The sequence below is a fragment of the Mesorhizobium sp. ESP7-2 genome (genome assembly GCF_020164715.1).
Lineage (GTDB): Bacteria > Pseudomonadota > Alphaproteobacteria > Rhizobiales > Rhizobiaceae > Mesorhizobium.
On the sequence record NZ_JAIUGQ010000002.1, the window covers coordinates 298,334 to 317,913 of the forward strand.

The following is a 19,580-nucleotide window of genomic DNA, read 5'->3' on the forward strand; positions in this document are numbered from 1 at the left end:
TGCCGGCCATGGACGGATTGATGAAAGGCAAGCGCGGGCTTGTCATGGGTGTCGCCAACGATCATTCGATCGCCTGGGGCATCGCCCGGAAATTGTCCGAACATGGGGCGGAACTCGCCTTCACCTACCAGGGCGAGGCTTTCGGTCGCCGCGTCAAGCCGCTCGCCGACAAGCTTGGCGCTTCGCTGGTCGTTCCTTGCGACGTCGAGGACAGCGCTTCGGTCGCAGCCACGTTCGAGACGCTTGGCAAGGCCTGGGGCGGCCTGGACTTTGTCGTCCATGCCATCGGTTTCTCAGACAAGAACGAGTTGAAGGGCCTCTACGCCGACACCAGCCGGGACAATTTCGTCCGCACCATGGTGATCTCCTGCTATTCCTTCACCGAGGTGGCCCGCAATGCCGCGCCGCTGATGACCAATGGCGGCTCGATGATCACGCTGACCTATGCCGGCTCGGTCCGCGTCATGCCGAACTACAATGTCATGGGCGTCGCCAAGGCTGGGCTCGAGGCCAGCGTGCGCTACCTCGCCAACGATTACGGTCCGCGCGGCATCCGCGTCAACGGCATCTCGGCCGGTCCGGTGCGCACACTGGCCGGCGCCGGCATTTCCGACGCCCGCCACATGTTCTCCTACCAGCAGCGCAACTCGCCATTGCGCCGGACCGTGACGATCGACGAGGTCGGCGGCTCCTCGCTCTATCTCCTGTCCGACCTTGCTTCTGGTGTCACCGGCGAAATCCACTATGTCGATTCCGGCTACCATATCGTCTCGATGCCGACGCTCGACGAGTTGAAGCAGACGGATGGCGGGCGTGACTGAAAAGCGGGCCCGCCAACCGGGTCTTTGCCAGTAAAGAAAATAATCCTCTCCAGTAAAATTGGATTCATTCGCGGAAACTCATTTTAAGGAGGTTTCCGCTATAGAGATCCCCGATCTGGGGGACCTTTTCATGCCTGCCGTCAGCAACCCGAAGCGAACACCTGTGTTCCGACTGCTCACGATAGCAAGTTCGGGCATTGGCAGTTTCGTCCTCGGCATCTGGGGCCTGAAGCACGGTCTCGGCGACGGGTTTGCCGGCATATCGGCTGATATGATGGCGTCGGTGATGGCCGCGCTTTGCGCGTTGGCGGCATCGGTGGCGGCGATGTCCTTCTTCGCCGGCGTCGATGAATCGGCGGATTTCGTCTTCAACGAAACCCATTTCGACAAGCTGACCGGACTGCTGGCGCGCCCGGCAATGGTCGGCAAGATCGCCGAGGCGGCATGCGCGACTAGCCGCACCGGGGAACCGGTGTTCCTGATCGACATCGACATCGACCGGTTCAAGCAGATCAACGACGCGATTGGCTACACCCAGGGCGATGAATTGATCCGCGCCTTCACCAAGCGGCTGCGCAGCTGCGTGCCCGCGCGCGCCCTGATCGGCCGCATCGGGGCCGGCGAGTTCGCGGTGCTGCTCCCGGACCATCTGATTCGGGGGACCCTGGAAAGCATGGTCGAGAGGCTCATCGACGAGATGATGGAGCCGTATGAGCTCAGCAGTCACCAGCAATCGGTGAGCCTGTCGGTCGGCATCGTGGCGATGCCCAAGGACGGTATCGATCCGGTCCTTATCCTGCGGCGCTCCAACCTGGCGCTACAGAATGCGCGTGCCAGAGGGGTTGGCAACTGGTCGGTCTTCGACAGCGAGATGGGGCGCGTCGCCGACCATCGCCAATGGGTCGAATCCGAACTGCATAGCGCCTTTGAACGCGGTGATTTCGACCTGCACTATCAGCCACAGCTCGACCTCCCGACCGGCCGCATCGTCGGCTACGAGGCGTTGATCCGCTGGAAGCATCCCGAACGCGGCATGATCCCGCCGATGGAGTTCATCCAGATCGCCGAGGAGACCGGCATGATCAACCCGATCGGCGAATGGGTGCTGCGCAAGGCCTGCAGCGATGCCCGCCACCTGCCGGACGACTGCTTCGTCGCCGTCAACATTTCGCCGGTCCAGTTCATGACCAAGGACTTCGTCGGCATTGTGCGCGACACGATGCGGGCCACCGGCATCAAGCCGTCACGGCTGGAGCTGGAAGTCACCGAGACGGCGATGATGCAGGACCGCGACCGCGCGGCCGCCATCCTCAAAGAGCTTGCCGAGATGGGCATCTCGGTCGCCGTCGATGATTTCGGCACCGGCTATTCCAACCTCAGCTATCTGATCGACTTCTCGTTCGGCAAACTGAAAATCGACCGTTCCTTCGTCAGCCGCATCGATACCGATGCCAGCTCCGGCGCGGTCGTGTCGACCATTGTCGGGCTTTCGCGGGCGCTCGGCGTCAGCATCATCGCCGAAGGCGTCGAGACCGAAAGCCAGGCGACGCTCTTGCGGGCAGCCGGCTGCGAGGTGGTGCAGGGTTATCTCTTCGGCCGGCCAGCGCCGCTCAAGATCAGCGTTGGCGACGGGCATGTCGCCGAAGACATGAGGCGCGTCGCCAATCTGCATTGATAACCCTCCGCACCGTATTACCGGCGCGCGACAAACACCTTGAACATGCCGTCGCGGGCAAGCTCCGCATGACTGGCAAAGGCGGCCGACAGCACCTGCTCATAAGGAAGCTGGCGGTTGGCGACCATGAACAGGCGTCCACCGGGCTTCAGGGCCTTGGCGGCCGCGCGGATCATGCCGGCACCGATCTCGGGCTCCGCCGCACGGCTGCGATGGAAGGGCGGGTTCATGGCGATGACGTCGTAGCGGCGCTCGACAGGCTCGGCGAGCAGATCCATCCAGAAGAAGCCCTGCGCCACGGTGTTGCCGAGATTGCCCCTGGCTGCCTCCAGCGCATCGAAATCGGCCTCGTAAAGATCAAGGGCCGACAAGCCCGACGAGCGGGCCGCCATCTCGGCTGCCACATAGCCCCAGCCGGCGCAGAAATCGGCCGCACTGCCACGCAGATCGCCGGGCAGGTTGTCGACCAGTAGTTTCGAACCGGCATCAATGCGGTCGAAGGAGAACATGCCGGGTGCGGTGTGGAACCGGTCCCCGACCAGCAAGGCGGGATTGGCGGTGCGAAGCGCGGCCGCGGCTTGCATGGCGGCCGGGCGGCGCAGCCAGAAGGCAATGCCGTGATATTTCGGCATGTGGCCTTCGATCGGCACGAGATCGCCGACGCGCTTGCGCAGGCTGGCGACGCCATCCTCCTTGCCACCGGCAATGAGGATCAATCCGCCCTCGGCCACGCGCTCGAGAACCTCGGCGATGCGCAGTTCGTTCTGGCCGCGATGGCGGCCGGCAAGCACGAGCGCGGCATCAAGACCATCGCCGGTCGATTGCGGCGTGACCGTGAAGCCCGCCGCCTGCAATGCACGGAAATGCGGCCGGAAGCCCTGTACGAGATCGAGCGTCGCCTCGAAAGCCGGCGGCAGGCGCAGGCCGGGTTCGGCGCCAAGGAAGAGAACGCGCTCGCCCTTCCGCGGCAAGGAAAGAGCCTCGGCCTCGAACGGGTGAAAAAGCGTCTTCAGCGCTTCAGCGGACATAGCCGTGCTCCATAAACAAAAACGGGCGCGACCTAAGCCGCGCCCGTCTTATTTTTCCGTCAGATCGCTCAGGCGGCGTTTTCTTCGCCTTCGGTCTTCTTGTCGCGGGCGATTTCCTTGCCGGTGGCCTGGTCGACGACCTTCATCGACAGACGAACCTTGCCGCGCTCGTCGAAGCCCATCAGCTTGACCCAGACCTTGTCGCCTTCCTTGACGACGTCCGAGGTCTTGGCGACCCGGTCGTTGGCGAGCTGCGAGATGTGGACGAGGCCGTCACGCGGACCGAAGAAGTTGACGAAGGCGCCGAAGTCGGCGGTCTTGACGACCGTGCCTTCGTAGATTTCGCCGACTTCCGGCTCGGCGACGATGGTGTGGATCCACTTCTTCGCCGCCTCGATCTCCTTGGCGTTCGAGGAAGCGATCTTGACCGTGCCGTCGTCCTCGATGTTGATCTTGGCGCCGGTCTTCTCGACGATCTCGCGGATGACCTTGCCGCCCGAACCGATGACGTCGCGGATCTTGTCGGTCGGGATGTGCATGACCTCGATGCGCGGCGCGAACTCACCGAGTTCCGAACGCGCGCCGGAGAGCGCGTGGCCCATTTCGCCGAGGATATGCAGGCGACCGTCCTTGGCCTGGCCAAGGGCGATCTTCATGATCTCCTCGGTGATGCCGTCGATCTTGATATCCATCTGCAGCGAGGTGATGCCACCTTCGGTGCCGGCGACCTTGAAGTCCATGTCGCCGAGGTGATCCTCGTCACCAAGGATGTCGGAGAGCACGGCGAAGCGCTCACCTTCCTTGATCAGGCCCATGGCGATGCCGGCGACCGGCTTGGCCAGCGGCACGCCGGCATCCATCAGCGCCAGCGAGGTACCGCAGACGGTGGCCATCGACGACGAGCCGTTGGACTCGGTGATCTCCGAGACGACGCGCAGCGTGTAGGGGAACTGGTCGGAGGTCGGCAGCATCGGACGGATAGCGCGCCAAGCGAGCTTGCCGTGGCCGATTTCGCGACGGCCCGGCGAACCCATGCGGCCGGTCTCACCAACGGAGTAGGGAGGGAAGTTGTAGTGAAGGAGGAACTTCTCCTTGTACATGCCGGTCAGCGAATCGACGTACTGCTCGTCCTCGCCGGTGCCGAGCGTGGCAACGACCAGCGCTTGGGTCTCGCCGCGGGTGAACAGCGCCGAGCCGTGGGTGCGCGGCAGGACGCCGACCTCGGAGACGATCTTGCGAACCGTCTTCAGGTCGCGGCCATCGATGCGCGAGCCGGTGTCGAGAATGTTCCAGCGCACGACCTTGGCTTGGAGTTCCTTGAATACCGAGCCGATCTGTTCGGAGGTGTACTTTGCGTCCTCGCCTTCGGCCGGGGCAAACGCTGCCTTGACCTTCGCCTTGACAGCGTCGACCGCGGCGTAACGCTTCTGCTTGTCGACGTTCTTGTAGGCATCGCTGAGCTCGTCGCCGACGATCTTCAGCATCTCGGCCTCGAGCGCGGAATAATCCGGCGCGGTGAAGTCGCGCGGCTCCTTGGCGGCAACTTCGGCCAGCTTGATGATGGCGTCGATGACCGGCTGGAAACCCTTGTGGCCAAACATGACGGCGCCGAGCATCAGCTCTTCGCCAAGTTCCTTGGCTTCGGACTCGACCATCAGCACGGCGTCGGCGGTGCCGGCGACAACGAGGTCGAGCTTGGATTCCTGCATCTCGTCGACATGCGGGTTCAGCACATATTCGCCATTGATGTAACCGACGCGGGCGCCGCCGACCGGGCCCATGAACGGAACGCCGGAGAGCGTCAGAGCGGCCGAGGTGGCAACGATCGACAGGATGTCCGGGTCATTTTCGAGGTCATGCTGGACGACGGTGACGACGATCTGCGTGTCGTTCTTGTAGCCCGCCGCGAAGAGCGGGCGGATCGGGCGGTCGATGAGGCGGGAAACCAGCGTTTCCTTTTCGCTCGGACGGCCTTCGCGCTTGAAATAGCCGCCCGGGATCTTGCCGGCGGCATAGGTCTTTTCCTGGTAGTTGACGGTCAGCGGAAAGAAGTCGAGGCCGGGCTTCGGCTCCTTCATCGAAACGACGGTGGCCAAAACCTTGGTCTCGCCGTAGGTGGCGAGCACCGCGCCGTCGGCCTGGCGCGCGATCTTGCCGGTTTCGAGGATGAGCGGACGGCCGCCCCATTCGATTTCCACTTTGTGGTGATTGAACATGTCTTGTCCTTGATAAGCGGAAAGGGGCGCGCCGTTTCACGGTGCGCGGATGCCCTTTCCCTGGCTTCCTTTCTCGGGCAGCCACGGGCAAGACAACGGGAAGCTCGGATGATTTAGGCGCGACGAGCGCGCACGAGCGTCCTGCAATCCTGCCCCATGACCGTCCATGGGCGGTTTCGAGTGGCCCTCTGCACGCTCGAAACCGGGTCTGGCCAGCCGATATGACTGGCAGAATGTGTGACCGGCGGACTTCCCTGGGAAAGTCCGCCGGTCAATTCGTCAACGGCGCAGACCGAGCTTCTCGATCAGTGTCTGATAGCGCGCGTCGTCCTTGCGCTTGAGATAATCAAGCAGGCTGCGGCGCTGGGACACGAGAGCGAGCAGACCACGGCGGGAATGGTTATCCTTCTTGTGGTCCTTGAAATGGTCGGTCAGGTTCTTGATGCGCTCGGAAAGGATGGCCACCTGGACTTCCGGAGACCCGGTATCGCCCTTGGCGGTTGCGAATTCACCCATCAATTCCTGTTTGCGCTCGGCAGTAATCGACATCGTGTTTTTCCTTATCTGTTTGAGGAAACGGGTCGCCCACAGCCGGGATGTCGTCCAGCAGGGGCCGTGCATGCAAAGCGTCAATGCGCAATGCTGCGGCGCATATAGTGCAATTCCCCGAAAAACACCAGCCCAATTCACAAGCCGGCTTTTGACGCTCAAATGGCAGGTTCAATCCCAGTCAAAGCCACTTCTTCCATTTGAAGAATGCAATCAGCCCGACAACGATGGCAGCCATGAACAGCAGCGACAAGGGATAACCGTAGTACGCCTTCAGCTCCGGCATGTTCCAAGGCGAGCTCGCGGGGTCGAAGTTCATGCCCCAGATGCCGACCAGGAAGGTGAGCGGCATGAAGATGACCGAGACGATGGTAAGATAGGAGATGACGTCGTTGGTGCGGGCCTGGCTCAGCGACAGATGCATTTCGATCAGGCCGGTCAGCATATCGCGCTGGGTCTCGACCAACTCGATCAGCCGGAGCGAATGGTCGAGCGTGTCGTTGAGGAAGACCTTGGTCTCGGCTCTGACATAGGACACGTCGTTGCGGATCAGCGTCGCCAGCGCATCGCGCATCGGCCATAGCACGCCTTTCAGGACATTGGCATCGCGCCGCAATTCGTGAAGTTGCCGCATCTGATGCTTATGCGTCGAATGCAGCATCTGGTCCTCGATGCTGTCTACAAGGTCGCCGGTGGCCTCGATCGGCGGAAAATAGCTGTCGACGATGGCGTCGATCAGCGCGTAGGCGAGATAGTCGGCGCCGCGCGTGCGCAGCCGGTTGGGCGCCGAACTCTCGATGCGCTTGCGCACGGGATTGAACGGATCGCCCTCGCGCTCCTGGAAGGTGACGACGAAGTTCTCGCCGAGGAAGAGAGCGATCTGTTCGTAGCGATGCGACGTGACATCGTCGATCATGCGCATGACGACGAAGGCGTGATCCTCGAAGAAGTCGACTTTCGGCCGCTGGCCGGTGTTGACGACATCCTCCAGCGCCAGCGGATGCAGGCTGAAGATGCGGCCGATCTCCTCGATCAACTGGATGTTGGCGAGGCCTGTGCAGTCGAGCCAGATGACCGGCCATTTCCGGCAATTGGCCGCGACATCGTCGATGCTGGCATTCTCGATCGTCTTGAACTTCTGCGGCGAGATCAGGGTCAGCCGCAATTCGGAGCGCCGCGCCGCCGGATCGGCGATCAACGTGCCCGGCGAGGCGCCGACAGGCGGCCGCCTCGTCTTCACCGGCGCACGTTTCTTGACCGTGTCACCCTTTGCCATGGAGCCCTCTGCCGCGATGTCGCACCGACACTAGATGAGTGGCATCACCCGGCAAAGACCCGCTTGGGCTTGAACATGCCTTGCTCGATCGCGCCGATGGCGACCAGCTTGCCGCGTGACGTCGCGCAGGCCTCTTCGGCCTCCACCGGCGCGTCACGGCCACGGATGATGACCGGATTGCCGAGGCGGATCTTTGTCGCCGCATCGTCGCTTATGGCGATCTGCGGCAGGCAGTCGAGAGCAGCCGAGGTGTCGACCAGGAGCGTGTCGATGGCGCCGAAGTCGATCGGCTTGGCCACCGCGTCAGCCGGGTCGGCTTCGTCGGCCGCTTCCAAATTCTCATCGCCAGTGGCGCCGAAGCGGGCGGCCTCGAGTTCGGCGATGGTGACGAAGTCCTCCGGCGTGAACGGCTCGACCTCGACCCGGCGCAGCTCGCTGATGTGGCCGAAGCAGCCGAGGTCGCGGCCCATGTCGCGGGCCAGCGAACGCACATAGGTGCCCTTGCCGCATTCGACTTCGAAAATCGTCTGGTCCGGCTTGTGCTCGACAATATCGAGCCGGCCGATCTCGATCTCGCGTGCGGGTATGTCGACCGCCTCGCCTTCGCGGGCGAGGTCGTAGGCGCGCTCACCCGCAATCTTGATGGCCGAGAATTGCGGCGGCGTCTGCATGATGACGCCGGTGTATTTCGGCAGCAGCGCCCGCACTTCGGCTTCCGCCGGACGCAGGTCGGAGCTCTTCGTCACCGGCCCTTCAAGATCGTCGGTGGAGCGCTCATCACCCCACGCAACGGTGAAACGATAGACCTTGGCGCCGTCCTGCACGTAGGGCACTGTCTTGGTGGCCTCGCCGAGTGCGATCGGCAGCATGCCGGAGGCAAGTGGGTCGAGCGTGCCGGCATGGCCGGCCTTTTCGGCCTGAAACAGCCATTTGATCTTGGAGACGGCCTCGGTCGAGCCCATGCCGACCGGCTTGTCCAGCACCACCCAGCCGGAGACCGGCCGGCCCTTCTTCTTGCCGCGACGCGCCATTATTCTTCTTCCTTGTTGTCGTCGCTATCCAGATCGCGCGCCACTTCGGGCGACTTCAAGAGGTCGTTGATCCTGGCGAAATTGTCGAAGGAGGTATCCAGCCGGAAGCGGAACTCCGGCATGTATTTCATCTGCCTGAGCGCGCCCGAGACACGGCCGCGCACGAACTTGGCATGCTTGTTCAGCGCCTCGATCACCGCGTCGGCATCCTTGGCGCCGAGCGGCGAAACAAAGGCGGTGGCGATCTTGAGATCGGGCGACATGCGCACTTCGGAGACCGAAACGACCGAGTTTTCAATCAACGGGTCGATGATCTCGCCGCGCTGCAAGGTTTCGGAGAGCGCATGACGCACCTGCTCGCCGACGCGCAGCATGCGCTGGGATGGGCTTGATGTCGTGGAACGGGGCATTGTTCTCAATCCTGAAAGCGTGAGGCGCGGGATAGGACCGTGCCGCATGTCTCAAACGGTCATTCTCAATAGCACTGGGGCGGCGGTCTTTCGACCGCCGCCCGATATCGACAAGCCACTCGAACTCAGAGCGTGCGGGTCACCATCTCGACGCGGAAGCACTCGATGACGTCGCCGACGCGCATGTCCTCGTAGTTCTGGAAGGCCATGCCGCACTCCTGGCCGCCCGGAACTTCCGAAACCTCGTCCTTGAAGCGCTTCAGGGTCTTCAGCGTGCCTTCGTGGATGACGACGTTGTCGCGGATCAGGCGTACGCCCGCGCCACGCTCGACCTTGCCTTCGGTGACACGGCAGCCGGCGATCTTGCCGACCTTGGTGATGTCGAAAATCTCGAGGATCTCGGCATTGCCGATGAAGGTCTCGCGACGCTCCGGCGACAGCAGGCCCGACAGAGCCGCTTTCACATCATCCACCAGGTTGTAGATGATCGAGTAGTAGCGGATCTCGATGCCAGCGGCCGCGGCCGCGGCACGCGCCTGCACATTGGCACGGACGTTGAAGCCGATGATCGCCGCGCCGGACGTTTCCGCTAGCGAGACGTCGCTTTCGGTGATGGCGCCGGCGCCGGAATGGACGATGCGCGCACGCACTTCGTCGGTGCCGAGCTTGTCCAGGGCAGCATTGATCGCTTCGATCGAACCCTGCACGTCGCCCTTGATCACCAGCGGGAATTCCTTCAGCCCGCTCGTCTGCAACTGCGACATCATCTGTTCGAGCGAGCCGCGCTGGCCGGCATGCCTGGCCACCGCTTTCTCGCGCGCCAGACGCTGGCGATATTCGGTGATCTCGCGGGCACGGGCCTCGTTGTTGACCACGGCGAAGCGGTCGCCGGCCTGCGGGGTTCCCTGAAGGCCGAGCACCTCGACCGGCATTGCCGGCGGCGCCTCCTTGATCTGCTCGCCGCGATCGTTGACCAGCGCGCGCACACGGCCCCATTCGTTGCCGGCGACAAGGATGTCGCCCGGCATCAAGGTGCCGGTCTGCACCAGCACGGTGGCGACGGGACCACGGCCCTTGTCGAGCTGCGCCTCGATGACGACGCCTTCGGCGGTGCGGTCGGGGTTGGCCTTGAGGTCGAGGATTTCGGCCTGCAGCAGGATCGCTTCGAGCAACTTGTCGAGATTGGTGCCCTTGGTCGCCGACACCTCGACGTCCAGCACTTCACCGCCCATCGATTCGACGAACACCTCGTGGCGCAAGAGTTCCGAGCGCACCTTCTGCGGATCGGCATCATGCTTGTCGATCTTGTTGATCGCCACGATGATCGGAACGCCGGCCGCCTTGGCATGGCTGATCGATTCGATCGTCTGCGGCATGACGCTGTCGTCGGCGGCCACCACCAGGATGGCGATGTCGGTCGCCTGGGCGCCACGGGCGCGCATCGCCGTGAAGGCGGCGTGCCCGGGCGTGTCGATGAAGGTGATCTTCTGACCGTTCTTCTCGACCTGATAGGCGCCGATATGCTGGGTGATGCCGCCCGCCTCGCCGGAAACGACATTGGCGTTGCGGATGGCATCGAGCAGCGACGTCTTGCCGTGGTCGACGTGGCCCATGATGGTGACGACCGGCGGACGCGACACGAGGTCTTCCGGACGGTCGGCGATGTTGAATAGGCCTTCCTCGATGTCGGACTCGGCGACGCGGCGGACCGTGTGGCCGAATTCGGTGGCCACCAGTTCGGCCGTGTCGGCGTCGATGACGTCGCCCGGCTTCAGGATCTGGCCCTGCTTCATGAAGTACTTGACCAGGTCGACAGCGCGCTCGGACATGCGCTGCGCCAGTTCCTGGATGGTGATGGTCTCGGGCAGGATCACTTCGCGCATGACCTTCTCGCGCGGCTCGTTGTGCATCGCGCGCTTGAATTTTTCCTGGCGGCGACGCATCGACGACAGCGAACGGGCCCGCGCATCCTCGTCGGACAACGCGGAATTCAGCGTCAGCTTGCCACGGCGGCGGTCTTCCTCGCTCTTGGTGGGCTTGGCCGGGCGCGCCACTTCGGGCGTGACCAGGCGGCGCACCGGCGCACCGGCGGTCGCCCGCTTCGGCTTGGCCTCTTCCTCCTCGTCGGCGGTCGCCAACTCAGCGGCTTGCGGCGCGCGACGGCGTGCCTCTTCCTCGGCGCGACGGCGCGATTCGGCCTCGGTCTGCAACCGTGCCTCTTCCTCGGCCTGGCGGCGCGCGGAGTCCTCGCGTTCGCGCTTGCGGCGCTCTTCGTCCTCGGCGCGGCGCTTGGCCTCTTCGGCGGCGCGCTGACGGTCTTCGACCTCGCGGACCTTCGAGCCCTCGAGCGCCCTGCGGCGCGCTTCCATTTCGCTGCGCGACAGTTCGTTCAGCACCATGCCGCTGCGCTCGACCGGAGGCGGCGGAGGCGGAGGCGCCTTGGGCGCTTCCTGCACGACGGGTGCCGCCACGACCGCCGGCTTCGGCGTGAAGACGGGCGCAGGCGGAGCCGCAGCCAGCTCCGGCTTGTCGCCGGGCAGCGAGAACTTGCGCTTCTTGGTCTCGACCACGACCGACTTGGTACGGCCGTGCGAGAAGTTCTGGCGCACAGTGCCCTGTTCCATGCCGGGGCGCTTCAGCGTCAAGGTCTTCTTCGGCGTAACACTCAACGTCTTGTCGTCGCCCGATTTCGTATCGTTCATTCCATATCCTCTGCAGCATCATCTTCGTCAGCAACGGCCGCAAGCATTGCAAGATCGTCCGGGGTTCCGCCCCGATATCGGTCGAGCGCAACCATGCGCTTCTGGACCGCCTTACCCGCGTCTCCCGCGAGGACGGCAGCATGTATCACATTTGTACCCCCCAATGCCAAGCTCAACTCGGCCTCGGAGAAAAGTTTGTAGGCAAGGATGGAAGGGCCGCCTATATGGACGGTCGCCCGCCGCGCCTGGCTGATCTTGCGTACGCCATCCTCGGACGCTTCGGTTGCGTGGAGCACGAAAAGCGCCAGCCCGCCGCGCACCGCGCTCTCGACCTTGGTAGCGCCTAGCGAAATCGCGCCTGCCTTGCGGGCAAGGCCCAGCATGCCCAGAGCGGATCTGGAGAGCAACCCGTCGACCATGCCGCCGAGATCGGCCGGCACGACCACCTGTGCCTTGAAGGCGCGGGCAAAAAGGTTCTTGGCCGCCGCCTTCTCGATATGTAGGCGGTCGGCACTCACCCAGCAACCACGGCCGGGCAGATTTCTCTTGAGATCGGGAACGACGGCCGAATCCGGACCGACGACGAACCGGATCAGTTCATCCGGTTCGGCCTGTTTTCGGGTGACGATGCAGGTGCGATCGTTCATCTCGTCCAAGGGCGGGTTGTGTGCGATGCGGTTTCACCTCACGCACCAACGGCTTCGTCAGCCGTTTCTTCGGCCGCAAGCTCGTCTTCTGTGATCCAGCCGGCCTTGAGGCGAGCGGCCAGAACCATCTGCTCGGCATCGGCGCGCGAAACGCCGTGATTGGCCAGCACGCCGGGATAGACCTTGGTCTCGCCGTCCTTGCGTTCCTTCCAGCCGGTGAGGTCGTCGGCGGCATAGCCGGCGAAATCCTCGATCGTCTTCACGCCGTCCTCGCCGAGCGTCACCATCATGGCGGTGGTGACGCCGGGAATTTCGCGCAGATCATCCGAAACGCCCAGCGCCTTGCGCTTCTCGTCATGCTCGGCTTCGATCTTCTCCAGATATTCGCGGGCGCGGGTCTGGATTTCAGAGGCGGTATCCTCATCGAAGCCGTCGATCGAGGCGATTTCGCCGGCATCGACATAGGCGACTTCCTCGACGCTGGTGAAGCCTTCGGAGGCCAGCACCTGGCCGACCATCTCGTCGACATCGAGGGCTTCCATGAACAGCGCGGAGCGCTCGACGAATTCCTTCTGACGGCGCTCGGATTCCTCTGCCTCGGTCAGGATGTCGATGTCCCAGCCGGTGAGCTGCGAGGCAAGGCGCACATTTTGGCCGCGGCGGCCGATGGCCAGCGACAGCTGATCGTCGGGAACCACCACTTCGATGCGCTCCGCATCCTCGTCGAGCACGACCTTGGCGACTTCCGCCGGCTGCAGCGCGTTGACGATGAAGGAGGCGGCCGAAGGCGACCACGGAATGATGTCGATCTTCTCGCCCTGCAATTCGCCGACGACGGCCTGGACGCGGCTGCCGCGCATACCGACGCAGGCGCCGACCGGATCGATCGAGCTATCACGCGAGATGACGGCGATCTTGGCGCGCGAGCCCGGGTCACGGGCGACCGACTTGATCTCGATGATGCCGTCATAGATCTCCGGCACTTCCATGGTGAAGAGCTTGGCCATGAACTGCGGATGAGTACGCGACAGGAAGATCTGCGGACCGCGCTGCTCGCGACGCACATCGTAGACATAGGCGCGGACGCGATCGCCGTATTTGTAGTTTTCGCGCGGGATCAGCTCGTCGCGGCGGATGATCGCCTCGCCACGGCCGAGATCGACGATGACATTGCCATATTCGACGCGCTTGACGGTGCCGTTGACGATTTCACCGATGCGGTCCTTGTATTCGTCATACTGGCGGTCACGCTCGGCCTCGCGCACTTTCTGGACGATGACCTGCTTGGCCGACTGGGCGGCGATGCGGCCGAAATCCATCGGCGGCAGCTGTTCGGCGATGAAATCGCCAAGCTGGGCGTCGGGATTGCGCTCGCGGGCCGAGGAAATGGCGATCTGCGTGGCGTAGTCGTCGACTTTCTCGACCACTTCCATCAGCCGCTGCAGCTTCATCTCGCCGGTATTCGGGTTGATGTCGGCGCGGATGTTGGTCTCCTGGCCATAACGCGAACGCGCCGCCTTCTGGATCGCATCGGCCATGGCAGCGAGGACGATCGACTTGTCGATCGACTTTTCACGCGCGACCGCATCGGCAATCTGCAGCAGTTCAAGTCTGTTGGCGCTTACAACCATGTTCTTTCTCCCGAGCCTGTTCGCCGGACCTTTGCGCCCGGCAGCTCAATCAAATTTCCTGTTCGTGTTCTTCCGTGGCGTCCGGCTCCGCACCTTCGGACACATCGTCGTCCGGTTCACCGCGGCGTTTCTTGGCTTCCTTACGCGCCCGGTTGTCCTTCGACAACGCTTCGCGAATGAGGTCGTCGGTCAGGATCAGCCGGACATCGGCAATGGCATCGTAGGGCACGCGCACCGTCGGCTCCTCACCATAGGCCGCCTTGTCGCGCTCGATCAGCACGTCGTTCTCACCGGCCTCGGCGATCTTGCCCTTGAAGCGCTTGCGGTCAGCGACGACGACCGACGTCTCCATCTTCACCAGATGACCGGTCCAGGTCACGAAATCCGATTTGCGCACCAAGGGCCGATCGATTCCAGGCGAGGAAACTTCGAGATGATACGCCTTTTCGATCGGATCATCGACGTCGAGTGCCGGCGACACCGCGCGGCTGACCTCTTCGCAATCCTCGACGGTCATGGTGCCGTCCTCGCGCTCGGCCATGATCTGCAGCGTCAGCCCGTTCTGGCCGGACAGATGCACGCGCACGAGGCGAAAGCCGATGCCGCGCAGCACCGGCTGGACGATTAGCGCAATGCGCGCATCGATGCCGCTTTCGCGGATGATGCGGTCGTCACCTTCGCTTGCCGTTGCAGTCATCAATTGCCTGTCGTTCGTTTCGAACCTATCGGCAGGTAATAAAAAAGAGCGGGACCGGGTGGACCCACTCTTCGTCATACCGACCAAGAATTTGAGGTCGATATAAACGATCCGGGCTGGTGTTTCAAGTCCCAACCGGCCAAAAGCCTGTGGCTCCAGGGCTGTTCCAGGCGCATGGCCGCCATGCGGCAATCCCCCTGTGAGAGCCTGTGGGGCGCTCTTATTTGTTAGCCATCAAACGAATTGAATTGGCGCGCGCTGGCGCGCGAAAGGACAAGGCCATGAGCAAGCGCAAGATATTTTCCACCTTGGGCGATCTCTTCACCACATTCGGCAGCGCCGTTGCCGCATCGCGCGCCGTGGAAGCCGGGCGTAATCCCAGAGCCGACGACCTGCGCAATCTCGGCATGGACCCGGCCGTATTCAACAGGATCGGTCGTTTCTGACTGCGATAAGCACTCAACCCAGACTCCCGACAGCTTGCTGGAGCCATTGCCGGTTGGGCTCGCTTACGTCCTGATAAAGGTCAGATAGGCCGGTCGGCGGCCCTCGCGGATGGCCTTCGCCTCATAGCGCGTACCCGGCCAGCCCTCATAGGAGCGATGCCAGTCCGCCGCTTCCGCGGCCTGCCATGCGAAGGCGCCATGCGCGCGGCAATGCAGCAAGGTCCAGTTCACATAAGTGTCGATGTCGGACGCGAAGCGAAATTTTGAGCCCGGCTTCAGGACGCGCGCGAAACGGTCGAGATTGACCGGGCTGACGAAACGCCGCTTCCAGTGCTTCTTCTTCGGCCAGGGGTCGGGATAGAGAAGGTCGATACCGTCGAGCGAGGCCGGTGGCAGCCAGTCAAGCAGCTGGGTGGCGTCGTCGTCGTAGACCCTGAGATTGGCCAGCGGCGCTGCCCGCACGGCCATCATCATCTTGGCCATGCCGTTGACGAAGGGTTCTACGCCGATGAAGCCGATCGTCGGCGCCTCGGTCGCGCGATGCAGGAGATGTTCGCCGCCGCCAAAGCCGATCTCGAGCCGAACCGCCGAAACGTCGGTTTTGAACAAGGTTCGCAGATCCGATGGGGCTTCAGCCGTCAGATCGAGCCGGTAGGCGCCGAGGCCGCTTTGCAGCGCCGCCGCCTGCTGTGGGCGAACGGGTTTGCCGCGCCGACGGCCGAAGAAGGCTTCGGTCGTGCGGCTTGGCCTGTCTTGCTGGCTCATCTGGTCGCGTGGGTCCGTCGTGGCGATCAGGCCGCGACGGCATCCTTGAGCGCCTTGGCGAGATCTGTCTTTTCCCAGGAGAAAGACCCGTCACGGCCGGCCTTGCGGCCGAAATGGCCGTAAGACGACGTCTTGGCGTAAATCGGCTTGTTGAGATCGAGATGACGGCGAATGCCGGACGGCGACAGGTCCATCACGCTGCGCAACGCATCCTCGAGTCTGGCCTCGTCGACCTTGCCGGTGCCATGCAGGTCGACATAGACCGACAGTGGCTGGGCGACGCCGATGGCGTAGGAAAGCTGGATGGTGCAGCGGTCGGCAAGTTTTGCCGCCACGACGTTCTTGGCCAGATAGCGCGCCGCATAGGCAGCCGACCGATCGACCTTGGTGGTGTCCTTGCCGGAGAAGGCGCCGCCACCATGAGGGGCCGCGCCGCCATAGGTGTCGACGATGATCTTGCGGCCGGTCAGGCCGGCATCGCCGTCCGGGCCGCCGATGACGAACTTGCCGGTCGGGTTGATATACCACATGCAGTCGTCGGCGATCTTGAGGTCGCCGAGTGCTTCACGGATATAGGGTTCGACAACCTTGCGGACCTTCTTGGAATCCCAGGTCGAATCGAGATGCTGGGTCGACAGCACGATCTGCGTCGCCTCGGCGGCCTTGCCGTCGACATAGCGGACGGTGACCTGGCTCTTGGCATCGGGGCCGAGCTTCCCGGCCTCGCCGTTGTTTTCGTGACGGGCAGCGGCCAGGAGTTCGAGGATCTTGTGGCTGTAGTAGATCGGCGCCGGCATCAGGTCCGGCGTCTCGCGGCAGGCATAGCCGAACATGATGCCTTGGTCGCCGGCACCTTCCTCGCCCTGACGGTCGGCGGCGTTGTCGACGCCCTGGCCGATGTCGGGCGACTGGCCATGCAGCAGGACCTCGATCTTGGCCGTCTTCCAGTGGAAGCCGGCCTGCTCGTAGCCGATCTCGCGGATCGCCTTGCGGGCGACGGATTTGAACTTCGCCGGGTTGACGACAGGGTGGCCCGCGGCGTCCTTGAGGATGTTGCCGGCCTTGTCCTTCTTCAAGAGCGTCTCGGGGACGCGCACCTCGCCGGCGATGACGACGCGGTTGGTGGTCGCCAGGGTCTCGCAAGCGACACGGACTTTCCACGGGTCCATGCCGGTCTTCTTGGCTTCACGATAGACCAGATCGACAATTTCGTCGGAGATCCGGTCACAGACTTTGTCGGGATGGCCCTCGGCAACGGATTCCGAGGTAAAGAAGTAGTTCTGCCGCGTCACGGGTGTCCCCTCTTGAAAAACGATCGGCAGGCTGCCGATTTTGGCGCGCCACGTGTTAGCGGGGCAAAGCGCTGCTCGTCAAGCGTTGCCGCGGGTCTGGCCCGAATGTCGGAGGCGATATCTTGTGCCACCGGCGGCGCACGCCGCCGGTGCAAGGCGCATTGCGGATCAGTCGAGATCGTCCTCGGCGAGCGATTTCACCAGGTCTATGATCCTGCGGCGCACCTTGACATCGGCGATCTTGACAAAAGCCCGGTTGAGCTGAAGTCCTTCGGGACTGCCGCAGAATTCGACGGCGAAAGCCATCGAGCTATCCTCGGCAAAGCCACGGTTGGCCGTCAGTTCCTGGCCCGGCGCGTCCTCGAAAAAGAAGGCGACTGGCACGCCGAGTATGGAGGCTATCGCCTGCAGACGGCTGGCACCGACGCGATTGGTGCCCTTTTCATATTTCTGGATTTGTTGAAACGTGATGCCGAGATTCTCGCCCAGCTTTTCCTGGCTCATTCCGAGCATATTGCGGCGAAGCCGGACCCGGCTTCCAACGTGAATATCGATGGGATTGGGCTTCTTCTTGTTTTCTTCTGTCATTTTTTCCTCGCCGAATTTTTTCGGCTTTTGATTTTTTCCTGCCCAAACAAAGCCGGAGGCGACTGCCCCAACAGAACGATCCACCGGCTTCGAGAAATTTTCAGGCGGTACAGTATGGGTTTCTAATGTGCCAACTGTCAATTCACCCGTAGCCTTCGCCTTACGTTCGACAGCACCCCTACAAGCGCAAACAGCAACATGATCAGCATTCCGTTAATGCGCCGCTGGCGGGGCGAAATGACCGTCTGTTCGGAAACAGGCACCTTCACATCGATGGCTCCGCGCGCGTCGATCGCCAGCGCATCGACAACGCGGCCACGTGGGTCGACAACGGCCGAAATGCCGTTGTTGGCGGCACGCAACAAGGGCAATCCGTTTTCCACCGCGCGAATCTGGGCCTGCCTGAAATGCTGATACGGTCCCGGCGTGTCGCCGAACCACGCATCATTGGTAACGTTCACAATAAGCTGCGCTGACGTAGCGTCAACTGCCACCAGGTCGGGAAAGATCACCTCATAACAGATAAATGGCAGGGCACGAATGCCGCCCGGCAGCGTGATGGGATGACGCGCGTTGCCGGCCGTGAACGTCATGGGTCCCGCGACGAGCTGTTCGATGCCGAAACGGCGGAGCAGGTCGGCAAAAGGCAGGTACTCGCCGAACGGCACCAGATGGACCTTGTCCACGGCATCGGCGATCTCGCCCTTGTCGTTGATCGCCACCACGGAGTTGTAATAGCGGCTGTCGGCACTTGCCGCCGAGCCGCCCTCCTCACGCACGACGCCGGCAATCAGCATCTGGCCGTCGCCCAGCATGTCGCCCAAGGCCGTCAAGGCATCGGGACGCTCGGTGAAAAGGAACGGCACCGAGGTTTCCGGCCAGAGAATCAGCTGTGGTTTTTCGTGACCTGGGTCCGGCGCCTTGGCGGACAGGCCCAGCAAGGTGGCGAAGATACGGTCGCGCACCGAGGCATCCCATTTTTCCGACAGGTCGACGGCCGGCTGGACGATGCGGACATCGAGACTGCGCGACGCCGGCTTTTCGGGGGCGGTGAGCCTGACATAGCCAAAGCCGGCATGGGCGGCCGCGAGCGCGACAAACAGCGCGGCGCCCAGCCGAAGATGCCGGCGCGCCGCCAGCAGCGCCGGCAGTGCGAAAACGAAGACCGCGAGCGCGTTCATGCCGATCATGCCGGTCACCGAGACGCTCTGCATCAAAAGGGGTACAGGCATCGCCGCGTAGCCGATGGCATTCCACGGAAAACCGGTGAACAGGAAGCCGCGCAGCCACTCCGCCAGCGCAAAACCGAAGGCAAGGGCAGCGATGCGGCCGATATCGCTGCTCCACAGGAGCCGGGCAACCATCGTTGCGAAGCCATAGAAAAATGCGAGCGCGAAAGGAATGCCGACCACAGCGAAGGGAAGCGCCCAGGCAAAGTCGTCGGCCTCGACCAGCAGCGCCGAGCCGATCCACCAGAGGCCGGCGAGGAAATAGCCGAAGCCGAACCACCAGCCGATGGCGAAAGCCGGCCGCAGGCGCCGCAACAGGCTGCCCGAAGCTTCGCCGGTCGCGCCGTCGAGCAGCCAGACCAGAACCGGAAACGAAATGAAACAGGCGGCGAAGAAATCGTAAGGCGCCTGGCCCAGCACCGCCAGCGCCCCGGCGAGAAAGGCCACCAGCGCACGGCGCCAGCCCCAGAGCAGAATTATCCGGCCGGCAAGGCGCACCATGAATACTTCCGAGTCGCGCGAATCAGGACGCAAGATTTATCAGGCTGTGGCCTGCACTCCAAACGCCGGCGCGACG

General features: G+C 63.1%; 17 protein-coding genes. 3 read left to right on the forward strand and 14 right to left on the reverse strand.

The window, feature by feature from the left end:
• The first annotated feature begins 8 nt into the window (after window positions 1-8).
• Window positions 9-821 (forward strand): enoyl-ACP reductase FabI, encoded by an 813-nt coding sequence (gene fabI / locus LB543_RS03725; protein WP_224594079.1) that lies wholly within the window; start codon window positions 9-11, stop codon window positions 819-821.
• A 130-nt stretch (window positions 822-951) separates the two neighbouring features.
• Window positions 952-2,496, forward strand: a complete 1,545-nt coding sequence (locus LB543_RS03730) for a putative bifunctional diguanylate cyclase/phosphodiesterase (protein WP_224613090.1) — start codon at window positions 952-954, stop codon at window positions 2,494-2,496.
• A 17-nt stretch (window positions 2,497-2,513) separates the two neighbouring features.
• Here the strand turns inward: LB543_RS03730 and LB543_RS03735 are convergent, their stop codons facing one another.
• The 10 genes from LB543_RS03735 to rimP form a co-directional block, all read right to left on the reverse strand.
• A complete protein-coding gene (locus LB543_RS03735; RefSeq protein ID WP_224613091.1) occupies window positions 2,514-3,524 on the reverse strand; it encodes a class I SAM-dependent methyltransferase in 1,011 nt (336 codons plus the stop codon).
• Window positions 3,525-3,592: 68 nt separating this feature from the next.
• Window positions 3,593-5,740: a polyribonucleotide nucleotidyltransferase gene (gene pnp / locus LB543_RS03740; protein ID WP_140757877.1), complete on the reverse strand. Its 2,148-nt coding sequence runs from the start codon at window positions 5,738-5,740 to the stop codon at window positions 3,593-3,595.
• 279 nt (window positions 5,741-6,019) lie between these two features.
• Window positions 6,020-6,361, reverse strand: a complete 342-nt coding sequence (gene rpsO, locus LB543_RS03745; protein ID WP_281040214.1) for a 30S ribosomal protein S15 — start codon at window positions 6,359-6,361, stop codon at window positions 6,020-6,022.
• 109 nt (window positions 6,362-6,470) lie between these two features.
• Window positions 6,471-7,565 carry a magnesium/cobalt transporter CorA gene (gene corA / locus LB543_RS03750; protein WP_224613092.1) on the reverse strand — a complete coding sequence of 365 codons (1,095 nt, stop codon included), beginning with the start codon at window positions 7,563-7,565 and terminating at the stop codon, window positions 6,471-6,473.
• Between the two features lie 44 nt (window positions 7,566-7,609).
• Entirely contained in the window at window positions 7,610-8,596 is a 987-nt protein-coding gene (truB, locus tag LB543_RS03755) for a tRNA pseudouridine(55) synthase TruB (RefSeq protein WP_224613093.1), read from the reverse strand.
• Window positions 8,596-9,006, reverse strand: coding sequence for a 30S ribosome-binding factor RbfA (gene rbfA / locus LB543_RS03760; protein WP_027142034.1), 411 nt, complete (start codon window positions 9,004-9,006; stop codon window positions 8,596-8,598). The genes truB and rbfA overlap by 1 nt, the downstream gene beginning before the upstream one ends.
• Window positions 9,007-9,131: 125 nt before the next feature.
• On the reverse strand, window positions 9,132-11,708 hold the full coding sequence (gene infB / locus LB543_RS03765; protein WP_140757880.1) for a translation initiation factor IF-2: 2,577 nt from the start codon (window positions 11,706-11,708) through the stop codon (window positions 9,132-9,134).
• Window positions 11,705-12,355 (reverse strand): RNA-binding protein, encoded by a 651-nt coding sequence (locus LB543_RS03770; RefSeq protein WP_140757881.1) that lies wholly within the window; start codon window positions 12,353-12,355, stop codon window positions 11,705-11,707. Before LB543_RS03770 ends, infB begins: the two co-directional genes overlap by 4 nt.
• Window positions 12,356-12,393: 38 nt before the next feature.
• The gene (nusA, locus tag LB543_RS03775; RefSeq protein WP_140757882.1) at window positions 12,394-13,986 is read right to left on the reverse strand and encodes a transcription termination factor NusA; all 1,593 of its coding nucleotides are present in this window, start codon (window positions 13,984-13,986) and stop codon (window positions 12,394-12,396) included.
• Window positions 13,987-14,035: 49 nt separating this feature from the next.
• Complete coding sequence (gene rimP / locus LB543_RS03780; RefSeq protein ID WP_140757883.1) at window positions 14,036-14,683, reverse strand: ribosome maturation factor RimP; 648 nt, start codon at window positions 14,681-14,683, stop codon at window positions 14,036-14,038.
• Window positions 14,684-14,964: 281 nt separating this feature from the next.
• On the opposite strand from rimP, the gene LB543_RS03785 reads away from it, so the two are divergent.
• Entirely contained in the window at window positions 14,965-15,129 is a 165-nt protein-coding gene (locus LB543_RS03785; RefSeq protein WP_224613094.1) for a hypothetical protein, read from the forward strand.
• Between the two features lie 63 nt (window positions 15,130-15,192).
• On the opposite strand, the gene trmB is transcribed toward LB543_RS03785, so the two are convergent.
• The 4 genes from trmB to lnt all read right to left on the reverse strand — a co-directional run bounded on the left by trmB (window position 15,193) and on the right by lnt (window position 19,504).
• Window positions 15,193-15,894 (reverse strand): tRNA (guanine(46)-N(7))-methyltransferase TrmB, encoded by a 702-nt coding sequence (gene trmB, locus LB543_RS03790; protein WP_224613095.1) that lies wholly within the window; start codon window positions 15,892-15,894, stop codon window positions 15,193-15,195.
• Window positions 15,895-15,920: 26 nt separating this feature from the next.
• Complete coding sequence (gene metK, locus LB543_RS03795) at window positions 15,921-17,186, reverse strand: methionine adenosyltransferase (RefSeq protein WP_140810938.1); 1,266 nt, start codon at window positions 17,184-17,186, stop codon at window positions 15,921-15,923.
• A gap of 168 nt (window positions 17,187-17,354) precedes the next feature.
• Window positions 17,355-17,774, reverse strand: a complete 420-nt coding sequence (locus tag LB543_RS03800; protein WP_127279029.1) for a helix-turn-helix domain-containing protein — start codon at window positions 17,772-17,774, stop codon at window positions 17,355-17,357.
• Window positions 17,775-17,911: 137 nt separating this feature from the next.
• Complete coding sequence (lnt, locus tag LB543_RS03805) at window positions 17,912-19,504, reverse strand: apolipoprotein N-acyltransferase (RefSeq protein ID WP_224613096.1); 1,593 nt, start codon at window positions 19,502-19,504, stop codon at window positions 17,912-17,914.
• Between the last annotated feature and the right edge of the window lie 76 nt (window positions 19,505-19,580).

What these genes read in the sequence shown, in the direction of transcription:
- fabI (WP_224594079.1), top strand. Translation starts at nt 9, where the DNA reads ATGGACGGATTGATGAAAGGCAAGCGCGGGCTTGTCATGGGTGTCGCC.
- LB543_RS03730 (WP_224613090.1), top strand. Translation starts at nt 952, where the DNA reads ATGCCTGCCGTCAGCAACCCGAAGCGAACACCTGTGTTCCGACTGCTC.
- LB543_RS03735 (WP_224613091.1), bottom strand. Translation starts at nt 3,524, where the DNA reads ATGTCCGCTGAAGCGCTGAAGACGCTTTTTCACCCGTTCGAGGCCGAG.
- pnp (WP_140757877.1), bottom strand. Translation starts at nt 5,740, where the DNA reads ATGTTCAATCACCACAAAGTGGAAATCGAATGGGGCGGCCGTCCGCTC.
- rpsO (WP_281040214.1), bottom strand. Translation starts at nt 6,361, where the DNA reads ATGCACGGCCCCTGCTGGACGACATCCCGGCTGTGGGCGACCCGTTTC.
- corA (WP_224613092.1), bottom strand. Translation starts at nt 7,565, where the DNA reads ATGGCAAAGGGTGACACGGTCAAGAAACGTGCGCCGGTGAAGACGAGG.
- truB (WP_224613093.1), bottom strand. Translation starts at nt 8,596, where the DNA reads ATGGCGCGTCGCGGCAAGAAGAAGGGCCGGCCGGTCTCCGGCTGGGTG.
- rbfA (WP_027142034.1), bottom strand. Translation starts at nt 9,006, where the DNA reads ATGCCCCGTTCCACGACATCAAGCCCATCCCAGCGCATGCTGCGCGTC.
- infB (WP_140757880.1), bottom strand. Translation starts at nt 11,708, where the DNA reads ATGAACGATACGAAATCGGGCGACGACAAGACGTTGAGTGTTACGCCG.
- LB543_RS03770 (WP_140757881.1), bottom strand. Translation starts at nt 12,355, where the DNA reads ATGAACGATCGCACCTGCATCGTCACCCGAAAACAGGCCGAACCGGAT.
- nusA (WP_140757882.1), bottom strand. Translation starts at nt 13,986, where the DNA reads ATGGTTGTAAGCGCCAACAGACTTGAACTGCTGCAGATTGCCGATGCG.
- rimP (WP_140757883.1), bottom strand. Translation starts at nt 14,683, where the DNA reads ATGACTGCAACGGCAAGCGAAGGTGACGACCGCATCATCCGCGAAAGC.
- LB543_RS03785 (WP_224613094.1), top strand. Translation starts at nt 14,965, where the DNA reads ATGAGCAAGCGCAAGATATTTTCCACCTTGGGCGATCTCTTCACCACA.
- trmB (WP_224613095.1), bottom strand. Translation starts at nt 15,894, where the DNA reads ATGAGCCAGCAAGACAGGCCAAGCCGCACGACCGAAGCCTTCTTCGGC.
- LB543_RS03800 (WP_127279029.1), bottom strand. Translation starts at nt 17,774, where the DNA reads ATGACAGAAGAAAACAAGAAGAAGCCCAATCCCATCGATATTCACGTT.
- lnt (WP_224613096.1), bottom strand. Translation starts at nt 19,504, where the DNA reads ATGGTGCGCCTTGCCGGCCGGATAATTCTGCTCTGGGGCTGGCGCCGT.